Genomic DNA, 13,551 nt, shown 5'->3' on the forward strand with positions numbered 1-13,551 from the left:
CATGCGCGGCGCTAGCGTGGCGTGCGCGGTATCAAGGGCGCATGCTCGGCCATCAGCGCGATGACCCAATCGATAAACACCCGCAGCTTGGCGCTGACGTGGCGGTTGGATGGAAAGGCAATCGACAACGGCATGGCTTCCAGCTGCCAGTCCTGAAAGATCGGCACCAGCTCACCACTGGCAACATGCGCGTTGGCCATATACACCGGCAGCCACAGCACCCCCATGCCGGCCAGGCCGGCGGCGAGATACGCATTGCCATCGTCGGCGGCCACCACATGGCGCCCGTGTACGCGTACCGCTTCGTCGCCGCGTTGCATCACATACGGCACGGTATTGCCGCTGCCCCAGCGCATAAAGCCGACGCAGCGATGCTGGGTAGTTTCCAGCTCCGCCGGGTGCGTCGGAATACCTAGCCGCTGCAGGTAAGCGGGTGCTGCATACACGCCTGCCAGCAAGTCGCCCACATGGCGCGCGATCAGCGATTGATCGGTGATGGTGCCGCCGCGTATCACGCAATCCACGTTTTCGCCGATCAGATCCACGCGTCGGTCGCTCACGCCCATGTCCAGCTGGATATCCGGATAACGTGCATGAAAAGCCGGCATTGCCGGCATCAGGATCAGCCGCGCCAACGGACTGGGCACATCCACGCGCAAGCGCCCGCGTGGCAACGTCGCTGCAGCAGACAGACTGGTTTCGGCATCGTCCATGTCCGCAAGCAAACGCAGCACGCGCTCGTAATACGCCGCGCCATCGGCAGTGACCTGTACCCGGCGCGTGGTGCGGTTGAGCAATGTCACCCGTAGGCGTGCCTCCAGTTGCTGCACCAACTGGGTCACGCTGGCGCGGCTCATGTGCAGGTGTTCGGCAGCCTTGGTGAAGCTGCCGGTCTCGACCACGCGTGCAAACGCCTGCATTGCATCAAATCGATCCACCATTGCTCCCATTCCCTAGATTGTTTGGATTCTACAAACAGTGTTGGTCGATGCTGCCGATTTATCGTCGCCGCGCACGCGCCTAACGTGGACCTCCGTTCTGATGCACTTCGATGGAGAGGTCCATGGCCACACGCGACGTTGTTTTCCCGCAAGGGCGCCACGCCCTGTACGAGCGCCACCATTACTCGCCAGCGGTACGCGCCGATGGCCTGCTGTTCGTCGCCGGCCAGGTCGGCAGCCGCGAAGACGGCTCGCCCGAGCCCGAGCTGGATGCAGAGATCGCCCGCGCCTTCGTCAATCTGGATGCTGTTCTCGCTGCAGCCGGGTGCACCTCGCAGGATGTCGTCGACGTCACCTTGTTGATGGTCAACCCCGACGTGGTGTTCGAGGCAATGTGGGGCAAGTGGGTCAACTACTGGGGCCCGGCCCCTTACCCCGCCGTCACCGCGGTCGGCGTGACCTGGCTGGCCGGTTTCCAGTTCGAGATCAAGGTGGTGGTCAAGCTGCCGGCGACGGCTGCATAACGCCTTCGATTGCACGCGCGGCCTCAATCGCGCTCCGCCCCGCCCTGCAGCAGATCTGCGCCTTAGCGAAGGAACCAGTGCGCACAGGCTTATGCCTCGCAGTCGATCGGCCACGCCTGGCTTGCCAGCGCGTGGCGTTCGCTGTGTCCACGCCGCGCGAAGTGCCCACAGCAGCGTACCGGGTCTCGAAACCATCGAAAGATCGCCAAGAGCATCAGCATCATCAAGGGCATCGCCTCCAGGCCGAACGCTGAGCGCGCTGCCACACGACGGAACAAAACGCTGGGCGGCTGCAGGCTCCTCCGGTCTGCGTCACCAACAAGCAACATTCGTATGCGATAGCTGTAGCGCTCGTCACCTAGCGAGCCCTCTGTTCTCCCCTTAGCGCGCGTTCGCTGCAACGTCGCTGTGCCCGTGCACAGCCGGCGGTGGTCTCGTGCGTCCAAATGATTTCAAGGAGATTCACTCCCATGCGCTTCAGGACCTTCTTCGTCGTTCTGCTTCTCACCGCTTTCAGCGCCGCGGCACAGGCGCAGGTCGTCACCCTCAACAAGGGCGGCTATACGCTGACGTACGACTGCACCAACCGCACCGCACTGCGTTACGAATACGTGCTACAGGCCGACACGGGCTCGGCTGCACGCCCGTCCAGCTTCAACCTGGATACCGAATTGCCCAGCGGCTGCGCCGGGCAGACCTCCACGGCGTCGTATGCCAGCGTGCGTTCCGGCTACGACCGCGGCCATCTGGTGACGTCCAACCACATGGACTACAACGCGACCTATATCCGCCGCGCCAACCTCATGAGCAACATCGTGCCGCAGGTATCCAGCTTCAATCAGGGTATCTGGGTGCGCGCGGAAAACGTGGCCGAATGCTACCGCGATATCGCCAGCGTGCAGGTCTATGGCGGCGTGATCTACAGCGACACCAGCAACGACTATTTCCTGAGCAGCCACGGCATTCGCACGCCGGATTTCTTCTGGAAGACCATCATCACCGCCAACCCGGGCGGCGGCACGCGCGCCATCAGCTGGCTGATTCCCAACAGCGCCAACCTGGGCTCGCTGGACAGCTACATCGTCAGCATCGACGAACTCGAAGACCTCTACGGCGCCAGCACCATCGGCATCAGCGCACCGGCCGCCGTGAAAGCGATGCTGCCGTCCACCACCTGGCCGCAGCCGAGCAATTGCGACCTGAGTTGATCGGGCGCCATACACGAGGACGCACACATGGACGGCCCGGGCTCTCCGGGCCTTCGTTTATTCGACACTTGCCTGCGAAGTGGTTGGTTCCAGCGCGGCAAACCATTCGGCGTACGGCGTGTTCTTGACCAGATGCCGATTGAAGTCCTTGGCCCCATCGCTCCACCACACCGGTCCGCGTTCGCCCAATGCGACCTTGGCTGCATCGACCGCGCGGCGCGCGGCCAGCAGGCGCTGCACAGCGTCATCGTGCCTGGCGGCCTTGACCATGCGTCGTGCATCCATGAGAGCGCTCACTAACGTGGCGCGTGCCTCTTCGCTCATCTGCGGGTTGCTGGTGCGCCACAGCCGCCCACGCACGATCAGATAGCGGCCGTCTGGCGTCGTGATGGGTGTAGTTGAAACCGTCATCGCACACTACAAGGTGCTGCGCGATGTTGTCGCATCGCACTGATGCGCACGGTGCTCACTGCGCACGTTCGAAGCGAGGGCGGGAAACACCATCCGCCTCCACGTGCTCGACGAACATCGCATACGGGCGCACCCACAAACCGATGTCGCTATCCAGCGGCCGATAGAGCACCAGCGGCTCCAGCGTTTCGCTGCTGCGCACCACGCCAAGCACTTCATAGCGGCCGCCTTTGAAGTGACGGTAATGGCCCAGTGCAATGACAGGTAACGGCGGCAAGGTGTCCATGGCATTCAACGCGATCGGGGGTCTGGAGTTTAGAACGCCAGGCACTGTGGGCAAGTGATCTTCGTTGATGCCGCATGCTGGCGGCGGTGACGCCTGGCGGGCACAGCCATCGCATGCATCAACCAGCCGCGCCCGTTGTGCCGCTCGGCGCTTGCAGTGGACAGTGTAGGCCTGGATCCAATCCAACCACGACCATGTCGCCAACTAGCGCGACATGTCTGGCCTGCTTCATCAAGGCTCGCACACATCACGGGGCCGAAGCAGAACAACGCTCAAGCATCCTTTTCGTCATCGTCGTCTTCATCCAGCTCATCCTCGATGCGTTCGCCGTCATCGATTTCGCTCTCCTGCGCAGGTTCGTCCTCAGCGAGATCCTCATTCCTGCCAGGCGCCTTGACGCCGTTGGGTGGAGTCGGATCGTCAATACCCCGATTGCCGTTTTGGTTGTCGCGCATGGTCAGCTCCCGCGGCAGAAGACCGCCTCACCACCGTCCTCCCCGCCATGTGAGGCGAACGTGTGCCGCACGCGGCAGATGCAGCGGCCGTCGCAGGATCTGAACCATTCGCACTTGAGACCGGATCCACCCTCGTCGGCCTGCATCCGCACCTTGCCTCGCCCGGTAAACAGCAGAGCGCCTACCAAGGAAACACCATGCCGAGCTTGATCTGCGCTCTGGAAGACCTGCTCGCCTCCTGGAAAGCCGAGGCCCGCGCCTTCGACGCCTGCGACATGCCGGCCTCCGCGCTGGCCTTCCGCGACTGCCATCGCCGCCTGTGTGCGTTGCTGGACGACCATGTATGCCAGGCGGCCTCGCCGACGGCCGCGCTGGCTGGGCTCGCGCAGCAGAGCTCAGTGACCGAGCTGCAGCCGTGCGCCATCGCGCCGATGGGTTCCTAGGCTTTCGATCAGCGTGTCGCTGGCCTGATTCACGCCAGCCACCTCGACCTCGGCGCCGTGCGCGCGCAGCTTGAGCACCACCCGATCCAGCGCTGCCACCGCACTGATGTCCCAGAAGTGCGCGTGGGTCAGATCGATCAGCACCTTCGGCGGCGTACCGAGGAAATCGAAGCTGGCGACGAACTGCCCGGCCGATGCGAAGAACACCTGGCCGCGCACCGCATACACGCGCACCCCTTCGTCGCCATCGCTGGCCTGCACCTGTAGCATGCGCCCGACCTTGCGCGCGAAGAACAGTGCCGACAGCAGGACTCCGGCCAACACACCACGAGCCAGATCGTGCGTCCAGACCGTGACCACAACAGTGCCAAGCATCACCACCGACGAACTCCCGGGGTGCGTGCGAAGATCGCGTAGCGACCCCCAGTTGAAGGTACCGATGCTGACCATGATCATCACCGCCACCAATGCCGCCATCGGAATCTGACGTACCCAGGCCGCGCCATACACCACCATCAACAGCAGGACGACGCCGGCCACCAGGCATGACAGGCGCCCGCGTCCGCCCGAGCGCACATTGATCACCGACTGCCCGATCATCGCGCAACCAGCCATGCCACCGAAGCAACCAGACACCATGTTCGCCAATCCTTGACCGGCGCATTCGCGGTTATGCTGCGACGGGGTATCGGTCAGGTCTTCGACAATCTGCGCAGTCATCAACGACTCCAGCAAACCAACCACCGCCAGCGTCGTCGACACCGGCAGCAGGATGCGCACGCTGTCCCACGTCAGTGGCACGTCCGGCAGCAAAAACACCGGCAGGCTGTCGGGCAAATGGCCCATATCGCCCACGTTTCGGATATCGAGGTGCACGTACGCGCACACCGCTGTCAGCACCACAATCGCGACCAGCGGCGAAGGAATCGCCGTGGTGAAGCGCGGCAGCAGATAGATGATGGCCAATGCCGCTGCACACACCGCATAGACCGGCCATGGCATGCCGACCAGCTCCGGCAGCTGTGCCAGGAAGATCAGAATCGCCAATGCATTGACGAAGCCGGTGATCACTGAGCGCGAGACAAAGCGCATCAATGCGCCCAGACGCAATGCCGCCGCAATCAGCTGCAGCAGGCCCGCCAGGACGGTCGCCGCCAGCAGATAATGCACCCCATGGTCCTTGACCAAGTCCACCATCAACAACGCCATTGCACCGGTGGCGGCAGAAATCATGCCTGGCCGGCCACCGGCGATCGAGGTCACCACTGCAATACAGAACGCCGCGTAGAGCCCAACCTTGGGATCGACGCCGGCAATGATCGAAAAAGCGATGGCTTCGGGAATCAGCGCAAGCGCGACGACGATGCCGGCGAGCACATCGCCACGCACGGTGCCGAGCCATTGCTGGCGCAACGGGAAACTTCTGGACATTGAACTACCTCCGTGCGCCGGCAAACTCACGGCGCAATACATGCACGTCAAACACCTGGACCTTCGCAGAAACTGCGCGCGCGTGATGCCTTGGGTCAGGGTGGTGTCATGTGTTGAAGGAGATCGTTTTTGACGAGTGGCGATACTAACGCGCTCAGGCCGAACCGAACAACCCTGGGGCGCACGCTTGCACATCGCATCGAACATCAAAAAAGGGGGCAACGATGCGCACGCGTGAACGCAGCTGTTGCTGGCAACGAACGGGTTAGTCGTCGCTGACCACACGCTCGCCCATCAGTTCGCGCTCGCGCTTTTCCAGTTCTTCGGCGTAGCGCTTGCGTACGAATCCCTCCGACAGCACGCCCAGTACCTTGCGGTCGCTGTCGATCACCGCCAACTCATCGGCCTGGGTCGCATCGAAGACCTTCATGATCGCCACGATGTCGGTGTTGGCCAGCAGCGCCGCATCGCGGTGCTTTGCGTAGTCGCCGACCGGCGCGTCCAGTTGCACATTGTCGGCGTACAGCACGGCCAACGGCACCACGCCGGCATAGTGCCCGGCTGCATCTTCCAGCACCACGCGTTGGGTGGAGCCCAATGGGAACCGTCGCCGGAATTCGCCCACGCTGATGTCGTGCGCAGTGTGGTTGGCATCCTTGCGCATCATCTTGCCAGCCGACAGATTGCGCACCCAGCCCACATCGCGCGCACTGCGGATGTTTTCGCCGCGCAGATGCAGCCGCCAGGTGGAGAACGAATAACCGAACACCTGCCGCACCACGGTATTGGCCACCAGCACCGCCACCATCACCGCGCTGGCCAGCACGAAATCGTGCGTGCCTTCCAGGATCAACATGGCCATGGTCATCGGCGCGCCGACAATGGCCGCCGCCAGTGCCGCCATGCCCACCAGCGATGCACTGGTGGTGTCGACCACCGCACCGCCCAGCAACAGGTTCAGGCCCACCGCGAACAGGCTGCCCACCAGCGAGCCCATGAACAACGACGCGAAGAACAGGCCACCGCGGAAGCCGAAACCCAGCGAAATTCCCGACGCGATGCACTTGAGCACCAACAAGATGGCGAGCACCTGCAAGGTACTGCTGCTGGTCAGATCCAGATGCAACGCGCCATGCCCCGACGACAGCACTTGCGGCGAATACATCGCCAACGGAATCAGCAATAGCCCACCGATGACCGGGCGCCCCCACACCGGCAGATTGATGCGCCCCACACCGCGTTCGATCCCGGCGACCAGACGCATCACCGCAATGCCGATCAGCGCGCACAGCAAACCCAGCGCGATGTAGACCGCATAGTCGCGCGGCTGCAATTGGTAGGCCACCGCAGCGGGTAACGAGTACGGCGCCGCACCCAGGGCGTTGGCCATGAAGGCGCCGGCCAGTGCGGCAGCCGCCACCGGTGCCAGTGCCGATGGCGTGTAGGCGCCGATGACGATCTCGAACGCATAGAACGCACCGGCCAGCGGCGCACCGAAGGCGCCGGCAATCGCACCGGCCGCGCCGGCGCCCACCAGCGTGCGCATGTCCGCACGCCGCACCCGCAATACGCGCCCCAGCTGCGAGCCGGCACCCGACCCCATCTGCGTGTAGGTTGCCTCCAGCCCCACCGAGGCGCCGAAACCGTTGGACAACAAGGTCTGCACCGCGACGATCAGGTTGTCGCGCATCGACATGCGCCCGCCATGCAACGCATTGGCTTCCACCGCATCCACCAGCGGCCGCTTGCGCCGTCGCGCCATCAGCGTCACCAGACCGACCAGCAATCCACCCAGCGGCAACACCAGCAACTGCGTGGCCGTCATCGAGGTGGCCGTGCTGAGCCGCTGCTCCGGTGCAAGCGCGTACAGCCAGCTCTGCAGGCTGTGCGCGATGCCGGCCTGCAGCACCATCAACCCAGCCGCGATCAGCCCCACCAGCGCAGCCAGGGCGATGAACCAGAGATCGTTGGCGCGCAGCTGCCTGCGCAAACCGTCCAGTGGCCGGCGCAGTTGCGCAGCCAGGGCGTGCACTGCCGGCAGGGTTTGGGAAGGTAGCTGCATGGGACCAGTGATTGCGGGATCAGCACACCGGCAGAGCCGGCATCTCTGTGGCGCCTAGTGTGCATGAGCGCCGCTGACCTGAGGCAATCTGGCGCGGTGATAAAAGATAGCCGCGCCGCATGCGTGATTGCAGGGCCGGGCATTCACACGCCAGAATCGTTGCCGGCACGCGGCGCACAGTCATCAGACCCTGCGCATGCGATTGTTGGGCCACTCGAACAGGGATGCACGATGCTCTACCTGCTGCTGGGCTTGATTGTCATCGAAGGCATCTTGCTGATCACCTGGAACCGCCCCTACTTCAGCTGGGGGCTGCCGGTGTCTACGCGGCGCATTGCGGTGACCCACGACGCGCTGGCCTGTTTTTCGCTGGCGCAGGTGGAAAATGCGGTCGAGCAATCGCGCTGGCCGGACCTGCGGTTCCATCGCCTGTCCGAGAACGTCTATGCATTCCGCGAAACATTCCTGTTCGTCGGCGGTGCCTATCCGATGATCATGCGCGGGCGCATCGTGATCGACCGTCGGCAACGCGAGATCATCATGACCGGTTTCTGCAACTGGACCGTGCTGGCGATGGTCGTTGGGTTTTTGGTTCCGGCAGCCGTCATCAGGCCGGGCGCGACGCTCATGTTCGCGGGATGTCTCGGGCTGTCCTATCTGCTCCAACGCAGCCGTTTCATCAGTGTCGAAACAGCGGTGCGCTTGCTCCTGCAGACCAACACCACCCCGCTGATCCCGCGCCTGGCTGATGCGTCCAGGCGCGCATCGGCGGACTGACAGCTGCCGGCCGCCATATGCTGCTGTGCGTCAATCCACCGCACACAGCGGTGTTTCGTTTGGCCGCAAGGTCAGCACGCGCACGCCGGTCCGCGTCACCGCCACCGTGTGCTCGAACTGGGCCGACAACTTGCCATCGCGCGTGTGCACCGGCCACTGATCCGGCTGCGAACGAATCGCCGCACGGCCCTGGTTGATCATTGGCTCGATGGTAAACACCATGCCTTCCTGCAGTTCCAACCCTGTGCCTGCGTGCCCGTCATGCAGAATTTGCGGATCTTCATGCATCTCACGGCCGATGCCGTGCCCGCAATAGTCCTTGACCACGCTGTAGCCGTGCGCACGCGCATGCCGCGCAATGGCATGGCCGATATCGCCTAACCGCGCGCCCGGGCGCACCGCTGCAATGCCTTTCCACATCGCCTGGTACGCGGTCTGCACCAGCCGACGCGCCGGGTAGGTCACCTCGCCCACCAGATACGTCGTGCTGGAATCGGCGATAAAGCCATTCTTTTCCAGCGTGATATCCAGATTGACGATCTGTCCGCTGCGCAGCACATCGTCCGCCGACGGCACACCGTGGCACACCACGTCGTCGATCGAGGCATTGAGCACGAATTCGAAGCCGTATTGCCCCTTGCTCGCGGGCCGTGCGGCGAGCGTATCGACAATCATGCGCTCGACAAGATCGTTGAGCTCCAGCGTGCTGCGGCCTTCAAGCGGCAAGCGATCCAGCACATCGAATACCTGCGCCAGCAGCTGACCAGACACCGCCATCAGCGCGATCTCGTCGGGCGACTTGATCACGCTCGGCTTGGTTTCAAGGCCTGCGGCCGCACGCCCGCCGCGCGTAATTGTTCGGCCACGATCTGCTGAAACGAAGTGTCCGGATGCATCTCGCACAGCATGCCGACCTTGATCCAGAAATTGGCCTGCGCATTGATCGAGCGGCTACTCACCGTGCACGCACGGCGCAGTTGGTCGTGCAGGTCGTCGTCGATATTGACGATGCCCATCGTGGCTCCTGGCTTGTTGCCGAATATACACATCGTATACGAATCGTATATTGGACGACAAGCAAGCCGGTAGCACGCGCAGGCGGTGCAGCTTGGTGGCGGCGCTCCGGCCACACGCTGCGCGCGGGCAGATTGGTCGATGTGCGCTGTGCCGCTATTTCCGGCTTGCAGCCGTCAGTGCATCAATCCTTGCAACATCGCCACGACATCGCCCGCATCCACGAACGGCGCCGTGGCGCTACGCAAAACGCCTACGCAGAACTTGGCATTAGCTGATCCTGGTGGAGAACCGCCGATGGCGGCATCGCACGTGGTGGTGCTGGCGCATTGATGTCCCACTGGCGCGATCTAGTGCATATGCTGGTCATGCGATTCGGCATCGGGCGCCGATGCGCCCATCGGACGAACGTCGAAATGCACCTCGACGCGCGGCGCATGCTCGAACACCAGCGTGGCCACCACCGGCTTGCCTTGTTCGAATGGCGCAGCAGGGGCGATGAACATCAAATGCGTCCCGCCGGTCCCCAGCACCACGTCCTTGCCCGGCGGCAAGACCAGCCCCTGCTCAAGATGGCGCATCTTCATGACGCCAGCATCCATCGTCATCTCATGGATTTCGACCTGTGCACTGGCCGGCGATTCCACCGCCACCAGACGATCCGGCGTTGCCGCCTGATTCCGCAAGGTGAGGTAGCCGCCCGCCACCGGCGCGCCCGGCGGCGTTGCGCGCGACCACGCCCCGCTCGCCACCACCACAGGGGCAGCAGCCGGCGCCGCGGTCGCAGCAGATGCCGGGGCAGCCGGCGCCGGGTTGGCCTCGGGCGCAGGCGCGCGCTCGCAAGCCACCATCGACAAGGCAGACAGCGCACTCACCAGCAGCAGATGCAATTTCATTTCGTTCTCCTTGGGTCGAGCCGTGCGGGCGCCACGGCGCCGTGCATAGCGGTCATCGACGTTGATCATCGGGAAGCCGGCAGCGCGCTCTTGCGTCAGTTAGAGCACTTGCCGGATATCGTGCACAACCGAGTCCACCATCTGCGCGTGTGCCAGGCCCACGCGCAGCTGTCCATCGCGGTCGAAGAGAAAACTGCGCGTGGAGTGATCGATGGTGTAGGTCGGCCCCATCGGCACCTTTGCATAGCTCACTTTTAAATTGCCCGCCGCCACCCGGATATCTCCTTCGCTACCGGTCAAGCCGATAAAGTCCGGGTCGAATGCCTTCACGTAGGTCCGGAGCACGTTGGGTGTATCGCGTTGCGGGTCCAGCGTCGCGAACGCGAACTGCACCTTGGCTGCATCCGCCCCCAGCTTGCGTTTGACCTGCGCCGCACGCACCAGTGTCGTCGGGCACACATCCGGGCAATGGGTGAAACCGAAGAACAGCACCAGGGCCTTGCCACGGAAACTGCGCAGCGGCCGCGGCGCGCCTTCGGTGTCGTAGAGGTAAAAATCCGTTCCGCGCGCCATCGGGCTGAGGTCTGCGCCATCGGGAGCGAACCCGCTGCCCCATTGCCCACACCCGGCCAGGATGCAGACCAGACACCCCAGCATCGCCTGCGACAGTCGTCGCTTCCACACAGATCGCAGCGTTTGCATGCTGATTCCCATCCTTCCGCGCGGAGCGGCCTTGCGCATGCCGTTCACCGCCGATCCTGCAGTTGTAAGCCAACTGCCTGATCACAGCTATCCAAGTGCGATGCGTCATCGCTCGAAACGGCTCGACACCGGTGTTGCGGTTCGCCCGCAGCAAGCCTGCGCATCTGCACGGGAGTCATCAGCGCCAGTGTCGGCACCAGCGTGACAAGGGCAAGGCAAGGCGTCGCCGCCGCGCGGGGCGGCAAGGCTAAGTACGTCATCTACACGCTCCAGAACATCTCACGTCACACCCGCTGACGGATGCGGCTCCACACACGATGTTTCAGGCCAATCGCGGTGGACCGCGTGGCGCGTGTGCCCACCAGCGTGCCGCGATGGGAAGCGCAGCGGCAAGACGCGCGACCGCAAGCCGGTCCCGACTCAGCTTCCATAACAGGCAGGCCAGCAGCAGCCAGGGCAGCAGCCGGGCGGCGAGCAGGCAGTAATCGCAGGCGAACGCATGACCACCATCGGCATGGCCCAGATCCTGCTTGTCGCCCAGCCATCGCTCGGCTGTAGCGGTCAGCACGTCTGCCGAGCGCTGCGCGGCGTGTGCCTTGTCACCCACGGCATCGAGCGCCTCGCCAGCTTGCCAGGGCTGGCTATGACAAAGCGGCCCGTCCAGAACGCTAGCGGCGTTCTCGAGCGTGCGGCTTACCAACGGCGCGACCAGCAACAGCAGCAGCGCCAGGCAAGCCAGGCGCTGCATCATGCTGAACAAGGGCGAGGAACGTAAACGCACACGACAAAGTGTAATGAAAAAACGCCACGCCACCTGCGACCCTTCGTCGCAGCCTGACACCCGGGTTCGCGCGGTGCAGCGCGCTGCATGCACCGCGCACCTCGCACCGCATCCGGCCCAACTGCTCACTGCGCGGCAATCGGCCTGCGCCACCGGCACCGAGCGCCACATGCGCACCGCTGTCTCACTGACCCTGCAGATGCGCCTGTGTAGATCGCACCGCCGCATGGCCGAACTGAAACGCCGTCGTCATCGTCGTCTGCACGAGAGCCGCCGGCACCTTGGTGCCTTCGACATCCAGTTCCATCGTGGCACAGGCATCATGCAGCACCGTCACCGTATCGCGCAGGTCGGCGGCAGCGCGCACGCGGGCATCCACGCACATGTGGCTCATCGCGCCGACAACCGCCACGCCCGCAACACCGTGCTGCTGCAGCTGCTGCGCAAGCGGCGTCTCGCGAAAGGCGTTGACGTGCTGCTTGGCGATGACCACTGCGCCCTGCTGTGGCGCGACCGCAGCATGGATCTGCGCGCCTTGCGAGTGCTGGCCATGCTGTATTCCCACGCGCATCCTGTTCTGCCGCCGGTCCTGTGATCGCCGGCGAAGCCACGGGCTTTGACGACGTCTTGCCAGGCAGCGATGCGCAGAGCGTGGTGCTGGGCCGGCGGCATGTCTGCATGCGAGAGGACCCGGAAGTTGATGTCCTCACTTGGCTGCGCAAGCAAGCGCACGGCGACAGAGCCGCACAATGACCAACGCATCCGCAATCGCTTATCCAGAAGACGCCAACTACACGATCAGTGAAGAAGAAGACCGTCCTCGATAGTTTCCCGAGGCCACAAAAAAAGCACTTGGACGCGCGTCCAAGTGCCTGCCTTCTATTGGTGGGCCCACCAGGATTCGAACCTGGAACCAAAGGATTATGAGTTAGCGCTATTAAGCTTGCGAATCAGCAACTTACGCTGCTTATTTTTCCCGGCCACCAGCGCCGGAGGCCTTGTGCGGGCTTGGGCCTACTGCCAATTTTCCCGATCGCTGCGATCACCGACCTGCGCCTAGATGGCGCGGGTTCGCGGCGATTCGTGCGGCCACTTCGCTTCGAATCCTGACCTCGTGGCGAGTCGCCCACATGGCTGTGCCACGACGCCCCTGCTCAAAGCTGCTGCAGTCTCGCGTAACCAGCGGCGCAAACGGCTCGCCTGGCGGGCTCGGTCGCTGACGTTCCAGCAGTACAAACCAGCCTCCCGCGACCTTATCCATCATTCGAGCTATTTCTACGCCGTCGAGCGTGAGAGCGGTGGGCGGTCCCTCTTCATGCTGGGAAGCCTTCTCCCACCGGAAGCCAGACGGCAGAACAGGCTCATCGCCTGCATCGATCACGCTCATACGGCGTCCATATAGAAGGTGTGCCGCTGGCTCTCGTGCTTGCTGGCCAACTGGCGGCCGCGCTCGAGCATGGCTACGGCCTGGTCTACGAGCCACCAATGCGTCCCGCCGGCCGCGTGGACGGGATCGAAGTGAGTCTGCAGGGCATCGCAGGTCAATGACATTGCGGGGGATCCGGCGTTAGCGAGTTGGTGGCAACCCACTCTAGCGCGCCCCAATCTCAATTTTTCAGA

17 protein-coding genes are annotated in these 13,551 nt (G+C 63.6%); 5 read left to right on the forward strand and 12 right to left on the reverse strand.

Translation table 11 applies throughout. The annotated features are described in order from the left end of the window. Nucleotides 1-11 precede the first annotated feature (11 nt). A complete protein-coding gene (locus XpruCFBP8353_RS05610) occupies nt 12-950 on the reverse strand; it encodes a LysR family transcriptional regulator (RefSeq protein ID WP_101362269.1) in 939 nt (312 codons plus the stop codon). Nucleotides 951-1,063: 113 nt separating this feature from the next. Between XpruCFBP8353_RS05610 and XpruCFBP8353_RS05615 the strand changes: the two genes are divergently transcribed. Both XpruCFBP8353_RS05615 and XpruCFBP8353_RS05625 read left to right on the forward strand, forming a co-directional pair. Beyond that, nucleotides 1,064-1,465, forward strand: coding sequence for a Rid family hydrolase (locus tag XpruCFBP8353_RS05615; RefSeq protein WP_101362270.1), 402 nt, complete (start codon nt 1,064-1,066; stop codon nt 1,463-1,465). Between the two features lie 470 nt (nt 1,466-1,935). Further along, complete coding sequence (locus tag XpruCFBP8353_RS05625; protein ID WP_101362272.1) at nt 1,936-2,673, forward strand: DNA/RNA non-specific endonuclease; 738 nt, start codon at nt 1,936-1,938, stop codon at nt 2,671-2,673. Between the two features lie 57 nt (nt 2,674-2,730). On the opposite strand, the gene XpruCFBP8353_RS05630 is transcribed toward XpruCFBP8353_RS05625, so the two are convergent. The 3 genes from XpruCFBP8353_RS05630 to XpruCFBP8353_RS05640 form a co-directional block, all read right to left on the reverse strand. Further along, the gene (locus XpruCFBP8353_RS05630) at nt 2,731-3,084 is read right to left on the reverse strand and encodes a hypothetical protein (protein WP_101362273.1); all 354 of its coding nucleotides are present in this window, start codon (nt 3,082-3,084) and stop codon (nt 2,731-2,733) included. A gap of 55 nt (nt 3,085-3,139) precedes the next feature. Then, nucleotides 3,140-3,370 (reverse strand): DUF1653 domain-containing protein, encoded by a 231-nt coding sequence (locus XpruCFBP8353_RS05635; protein ID WP_101362274.1) that lies wholly within the window; start codon nt 3,368-3,370, stop codon nt 3,140-3,142. Between the two features lie 272 nt (nt 3,371-3,642). Further along, nucleotides 3,643-3,825 carry a hypothetical protein gene (locus XpruCFBP8353_RS05640; protein WP_101362275.1) on the reverse strand — a complete coding sequence of 61 codons (183 nt, stop codon included), beginning with the start codon at nt 3,823-3,825 and terminating at the stop codon, nt 3,643-3,645. Between the two features lie 197 nt (nt 3,826-4,022). Here XpruCFBP8353_RS05640 and XpruCFBP8353_RS05645 point away from each other — a divergent pair, with 197 nt between their 5' ends. Further along, nucleotides 4,023-4,268: a hypothetical protein gene (locus XpruCFBP8353_RS05645; protein ID WP_101362276.1), complete on the forward strand. Its 246-nt coding sequence runs from the start codon at nt 4,023-4,025 to the stop codon at nt 4,266-4,268. Here the strand turns inward: XpruCFBP8353_RS05645 and XpruCFBP8353_RS05650 are convergent. Then, complete coding sequence (locus XpruCFBP8353_RS05650; RefSeq protein ID WP_207759575.1) at nt 4,221-5,699, reverse strand: SulP family inorganic anion transporter; 1,479 nt, start codon at nt 5,697-5,699, stop codon at nt 4,221-4,223. The genes XpruCFBP8353_RS05645 and XpruCFBP8353_RS05650 overlap by 48 nt on opposite strands. Nucleotides 5,700-5,964: 265 nt before the next feature. Continuing rightward, nucleotides 5,965-7,722 carry a chloride channel protein gene (locus XpruCFBP8353_RS05655; protein WP_101362501.1) on the reverse strand — a complete coding sequence of 586 codons (1,758 nt, stop codon included), beginning with the start codon at nt 7,720-7,722 and terminating at the stop codon, nt 5,965-5,967. Nucleotides 7,723-7,992: 270 nt separating this feature from the next. On the opposite strand from XpruCFBP8353_RS05655, the gene XpruCFBP8353_RS05660 reads away from it, so the two are divergent. Then, a complete protein-coding gene (locus tag XpruCFBP8353_RS05660) occupies nt 7,993-8,538 on the forward strand; it encodes a hypothetical protein (protein WP_101362278.1) in 546 nt (181 codons plus the stop codon). Nucleotides 8,539-8,568: 30 nt separating this feature from the next. Here the strand turns inward: XpruCFBP8353_RS05660 and map are convergent, their stop codons facing one another. The 6 genes from map to XpruCFBP8353_RS05690 all read right to left on the reverse strand — a co-directional run bounded on the left by map (nt 8,569) and on the right by XpruCFBP8353_RS05690 (nt 12,502). Next, entirely contained in the window at nt 8,569-9,345 is a 777-nt protein-coding gene (gene map, locus XpruCFBP8353_RS05665; RefSeq protein WP_101362279.1) for a type I methionyl aminopeptidase, read from the reverse strand. Next, complete coding sequence (locus XpruCFBP8353_RS05670) at nt 9,342-9,554, reverse strand: ParD-like family protein (protein WP_101362280.1); 213 nt, start codon at nt 9,552-9,554, stop codon at nt 9,342-9,344. Before XpruCFBP8353_RS05670 ends, map begins: the two co-directional genes overlap by 4 nt. Before the next feature lie 348 nt (nt 9,555-9,902). Further along, nucleotides 9,903-10,448 (reverse strand): copper chaperone PCu(A)C, encoded by a 546-nt coding sequence (locus XpruCFBP8353_RS05675; protein ID WP_101362502.1) that lies wholly within the window; start codon nt 10,446-10,448, stop codon nt 9,903-9,905. Nucleotides 10,449-10,547: 99 nt separating this feature from the next. Beyond that, nucleotides 10,548-11,150: an SCO family protein gene (locus XpruCFBP8353_RS05680; protein ID WP_243391047.1), complete on the reverse strand. Its 603-nt coding sequence runs from the start codon at nt 11,148-11,150 to the stop codon at nt 10,548-10,550. Nucleotides 11,151-11,472: 322 nt separating this feature from the next. Further along, on the reverse strand, nt 11,473-11,901 hold the full coding sequence (locus XpruCFBP8353_RS05685) for a DUF2946 family protein (RefSeq protein WP_243391060.1): 429 nt from the start codon (nt 11,899-11,901) through the stop codon (nt 11,473-11,475). 214 nt (nt 11,902-12,115) lie between these two features. Further along, complete coding sequence (locus tag XpruCFBP8353_RS05690) at nt 12,116-12,502, reverse strand: isochorismatase family protein (RefSeq protein WP_101362504.1); 387 nt, start codon at nt 12,500-12,502, stop codon at nt 12,116-12,118. A gap of 836 nt (nt 12,503-13,338) precedes the next feature. Here XpruCFBP8353_RS05690 and XpruCFBP8353_RS23695 point away from each other — a divergent pair. After that, nucleotides 13,339-13,479 carry a hypothetical protein gene (locus XpruCFBP8353_RS23695; protein ID WP_157935117.1) on the forward strand — a complete coding sequence of 47 codons (141 nt, stop codon included), beginning with the start codon at nt 13,339-13,341 and terminating at the stop codon, nt 13,477-13,479. Nucleotides 13,480-13,551: the final 72 nt, after the last annotated feature.

Source organism: Xanthomonas prunicola (assembly GCF_002846205.1).
Taxonomy (GTDB): domain Bacteria; phylum Pseudomonadota; class Gammaproteobacteria; order Xanthomonadales; family Xanthomonadaceae; genus Xanthomonas; species Xanthomonas prunicola.

Bases quoted from the DNA above. Each gene is read 5' to 3' on its own strand.
- XpruCFBP8353_RS05680 (WP_243391047.1), bottom strand. From the start codon at position 11,150: ATGCAAACGCTGCGATCTGTGTGGAAGCGACGACTGTCGCAGGCGATG.
- XpruCFBP8353_RS05650 (WP_207759575.1), bottom strand. From the start codon at position 5,699: ATGTCCAGAAGTTTCCCGTTGCGCCAGCAATGGCTCGGCACCGTGCGT.
- XpruCFBP8353_RS05630 (WP_101362273.1), bottom strand. From the start codon at position 3,084: ATGACGGTTTCAACTACACCCATCACGACGCCAGACGGCCGCTATCTG.
- XpruCFBP8353_RS05625 (WP_101362272.1), top strand. From the start codon at position 1,936: ATGCGCTTCAGGACCTTCTTCGTCGTTCTGCTTCTCACCGCTTTCAGC.
- XpruCFBP8353_RS05635 (WP_101362274.1), bottom strand. From the start codon at position 3,370: ATGGACACCTTGCCGCCGTTACCTGTCATTGCACTGGGCCATTACCGT.
- XpruCFBP8353_RS05645 (WP_101362276.1), top strand. From the start codon at position 4,023: ATGCCGAGCTTGATCTGCGCTCTGGAAGACCTGCTCGCCTCCTGGAAA.
- XpruCFBP8353_RS05615 (WP_101362270.1), top strand. From the start codon at position 1,064: ATGGCCACACGCGACGTTGTTTTCCCGCAAGGGCGCCACGCCCTGTAC.
- XpruCFBP8353_RS05685 (WP_243391060.1), bottom strand. From the start codon at position 11,901: ATGATGCAGCGCCTGGCTTGCCTGGCGCTGCTGCTGTTGCTGGTCGCG.
- XpruCFBP8353_RS05660 (WP_101362278.1), top strand. From the start codon at position 7,993: ATGCTCTACCTGCTGCTGGGCTTGATTGTCATCGAAGGCATCTTGCTG.
- XpruCFBP8353_RS05670 (WP_101362280.1), bottom strand. From the start codon at position 9,554: ATGGGCATCGTCAATATCGACGACGACCTGCACGACCAACTGCGCCGT.
- XpruCFBP8353_RS05690 (WP_101362504.1), bottom strand. From the start codon at position 12,502: ATGCGCGTGGGAATACAGCATGGCCAGCACTCGCAAGGCGCGCAGATC.
- XpruCFBP8353_RS05610 (WP_101362269.1), bottom strand. From the start codon at position 950: ATGGGAGCAATGGTGGATCGATTTGATGCAATGCAGGCGTTTGCACGC.
- XpruCFBP8353_RS05675 (WP_101362502.1), bottom strand. From the start codon at position 10,448: ATGAAATTGCATCTGCTGCTGGTGAGTGCGCTGTCTGCCTTGTCGATG.
- XpruCFBP8353_RS05640 (WP_101362275.1), bottom strand. From the start codon at position 3,825: ATGCGCGACAACCAAAACGGCAATCGGGGTATTGACGATCCGACTCCA.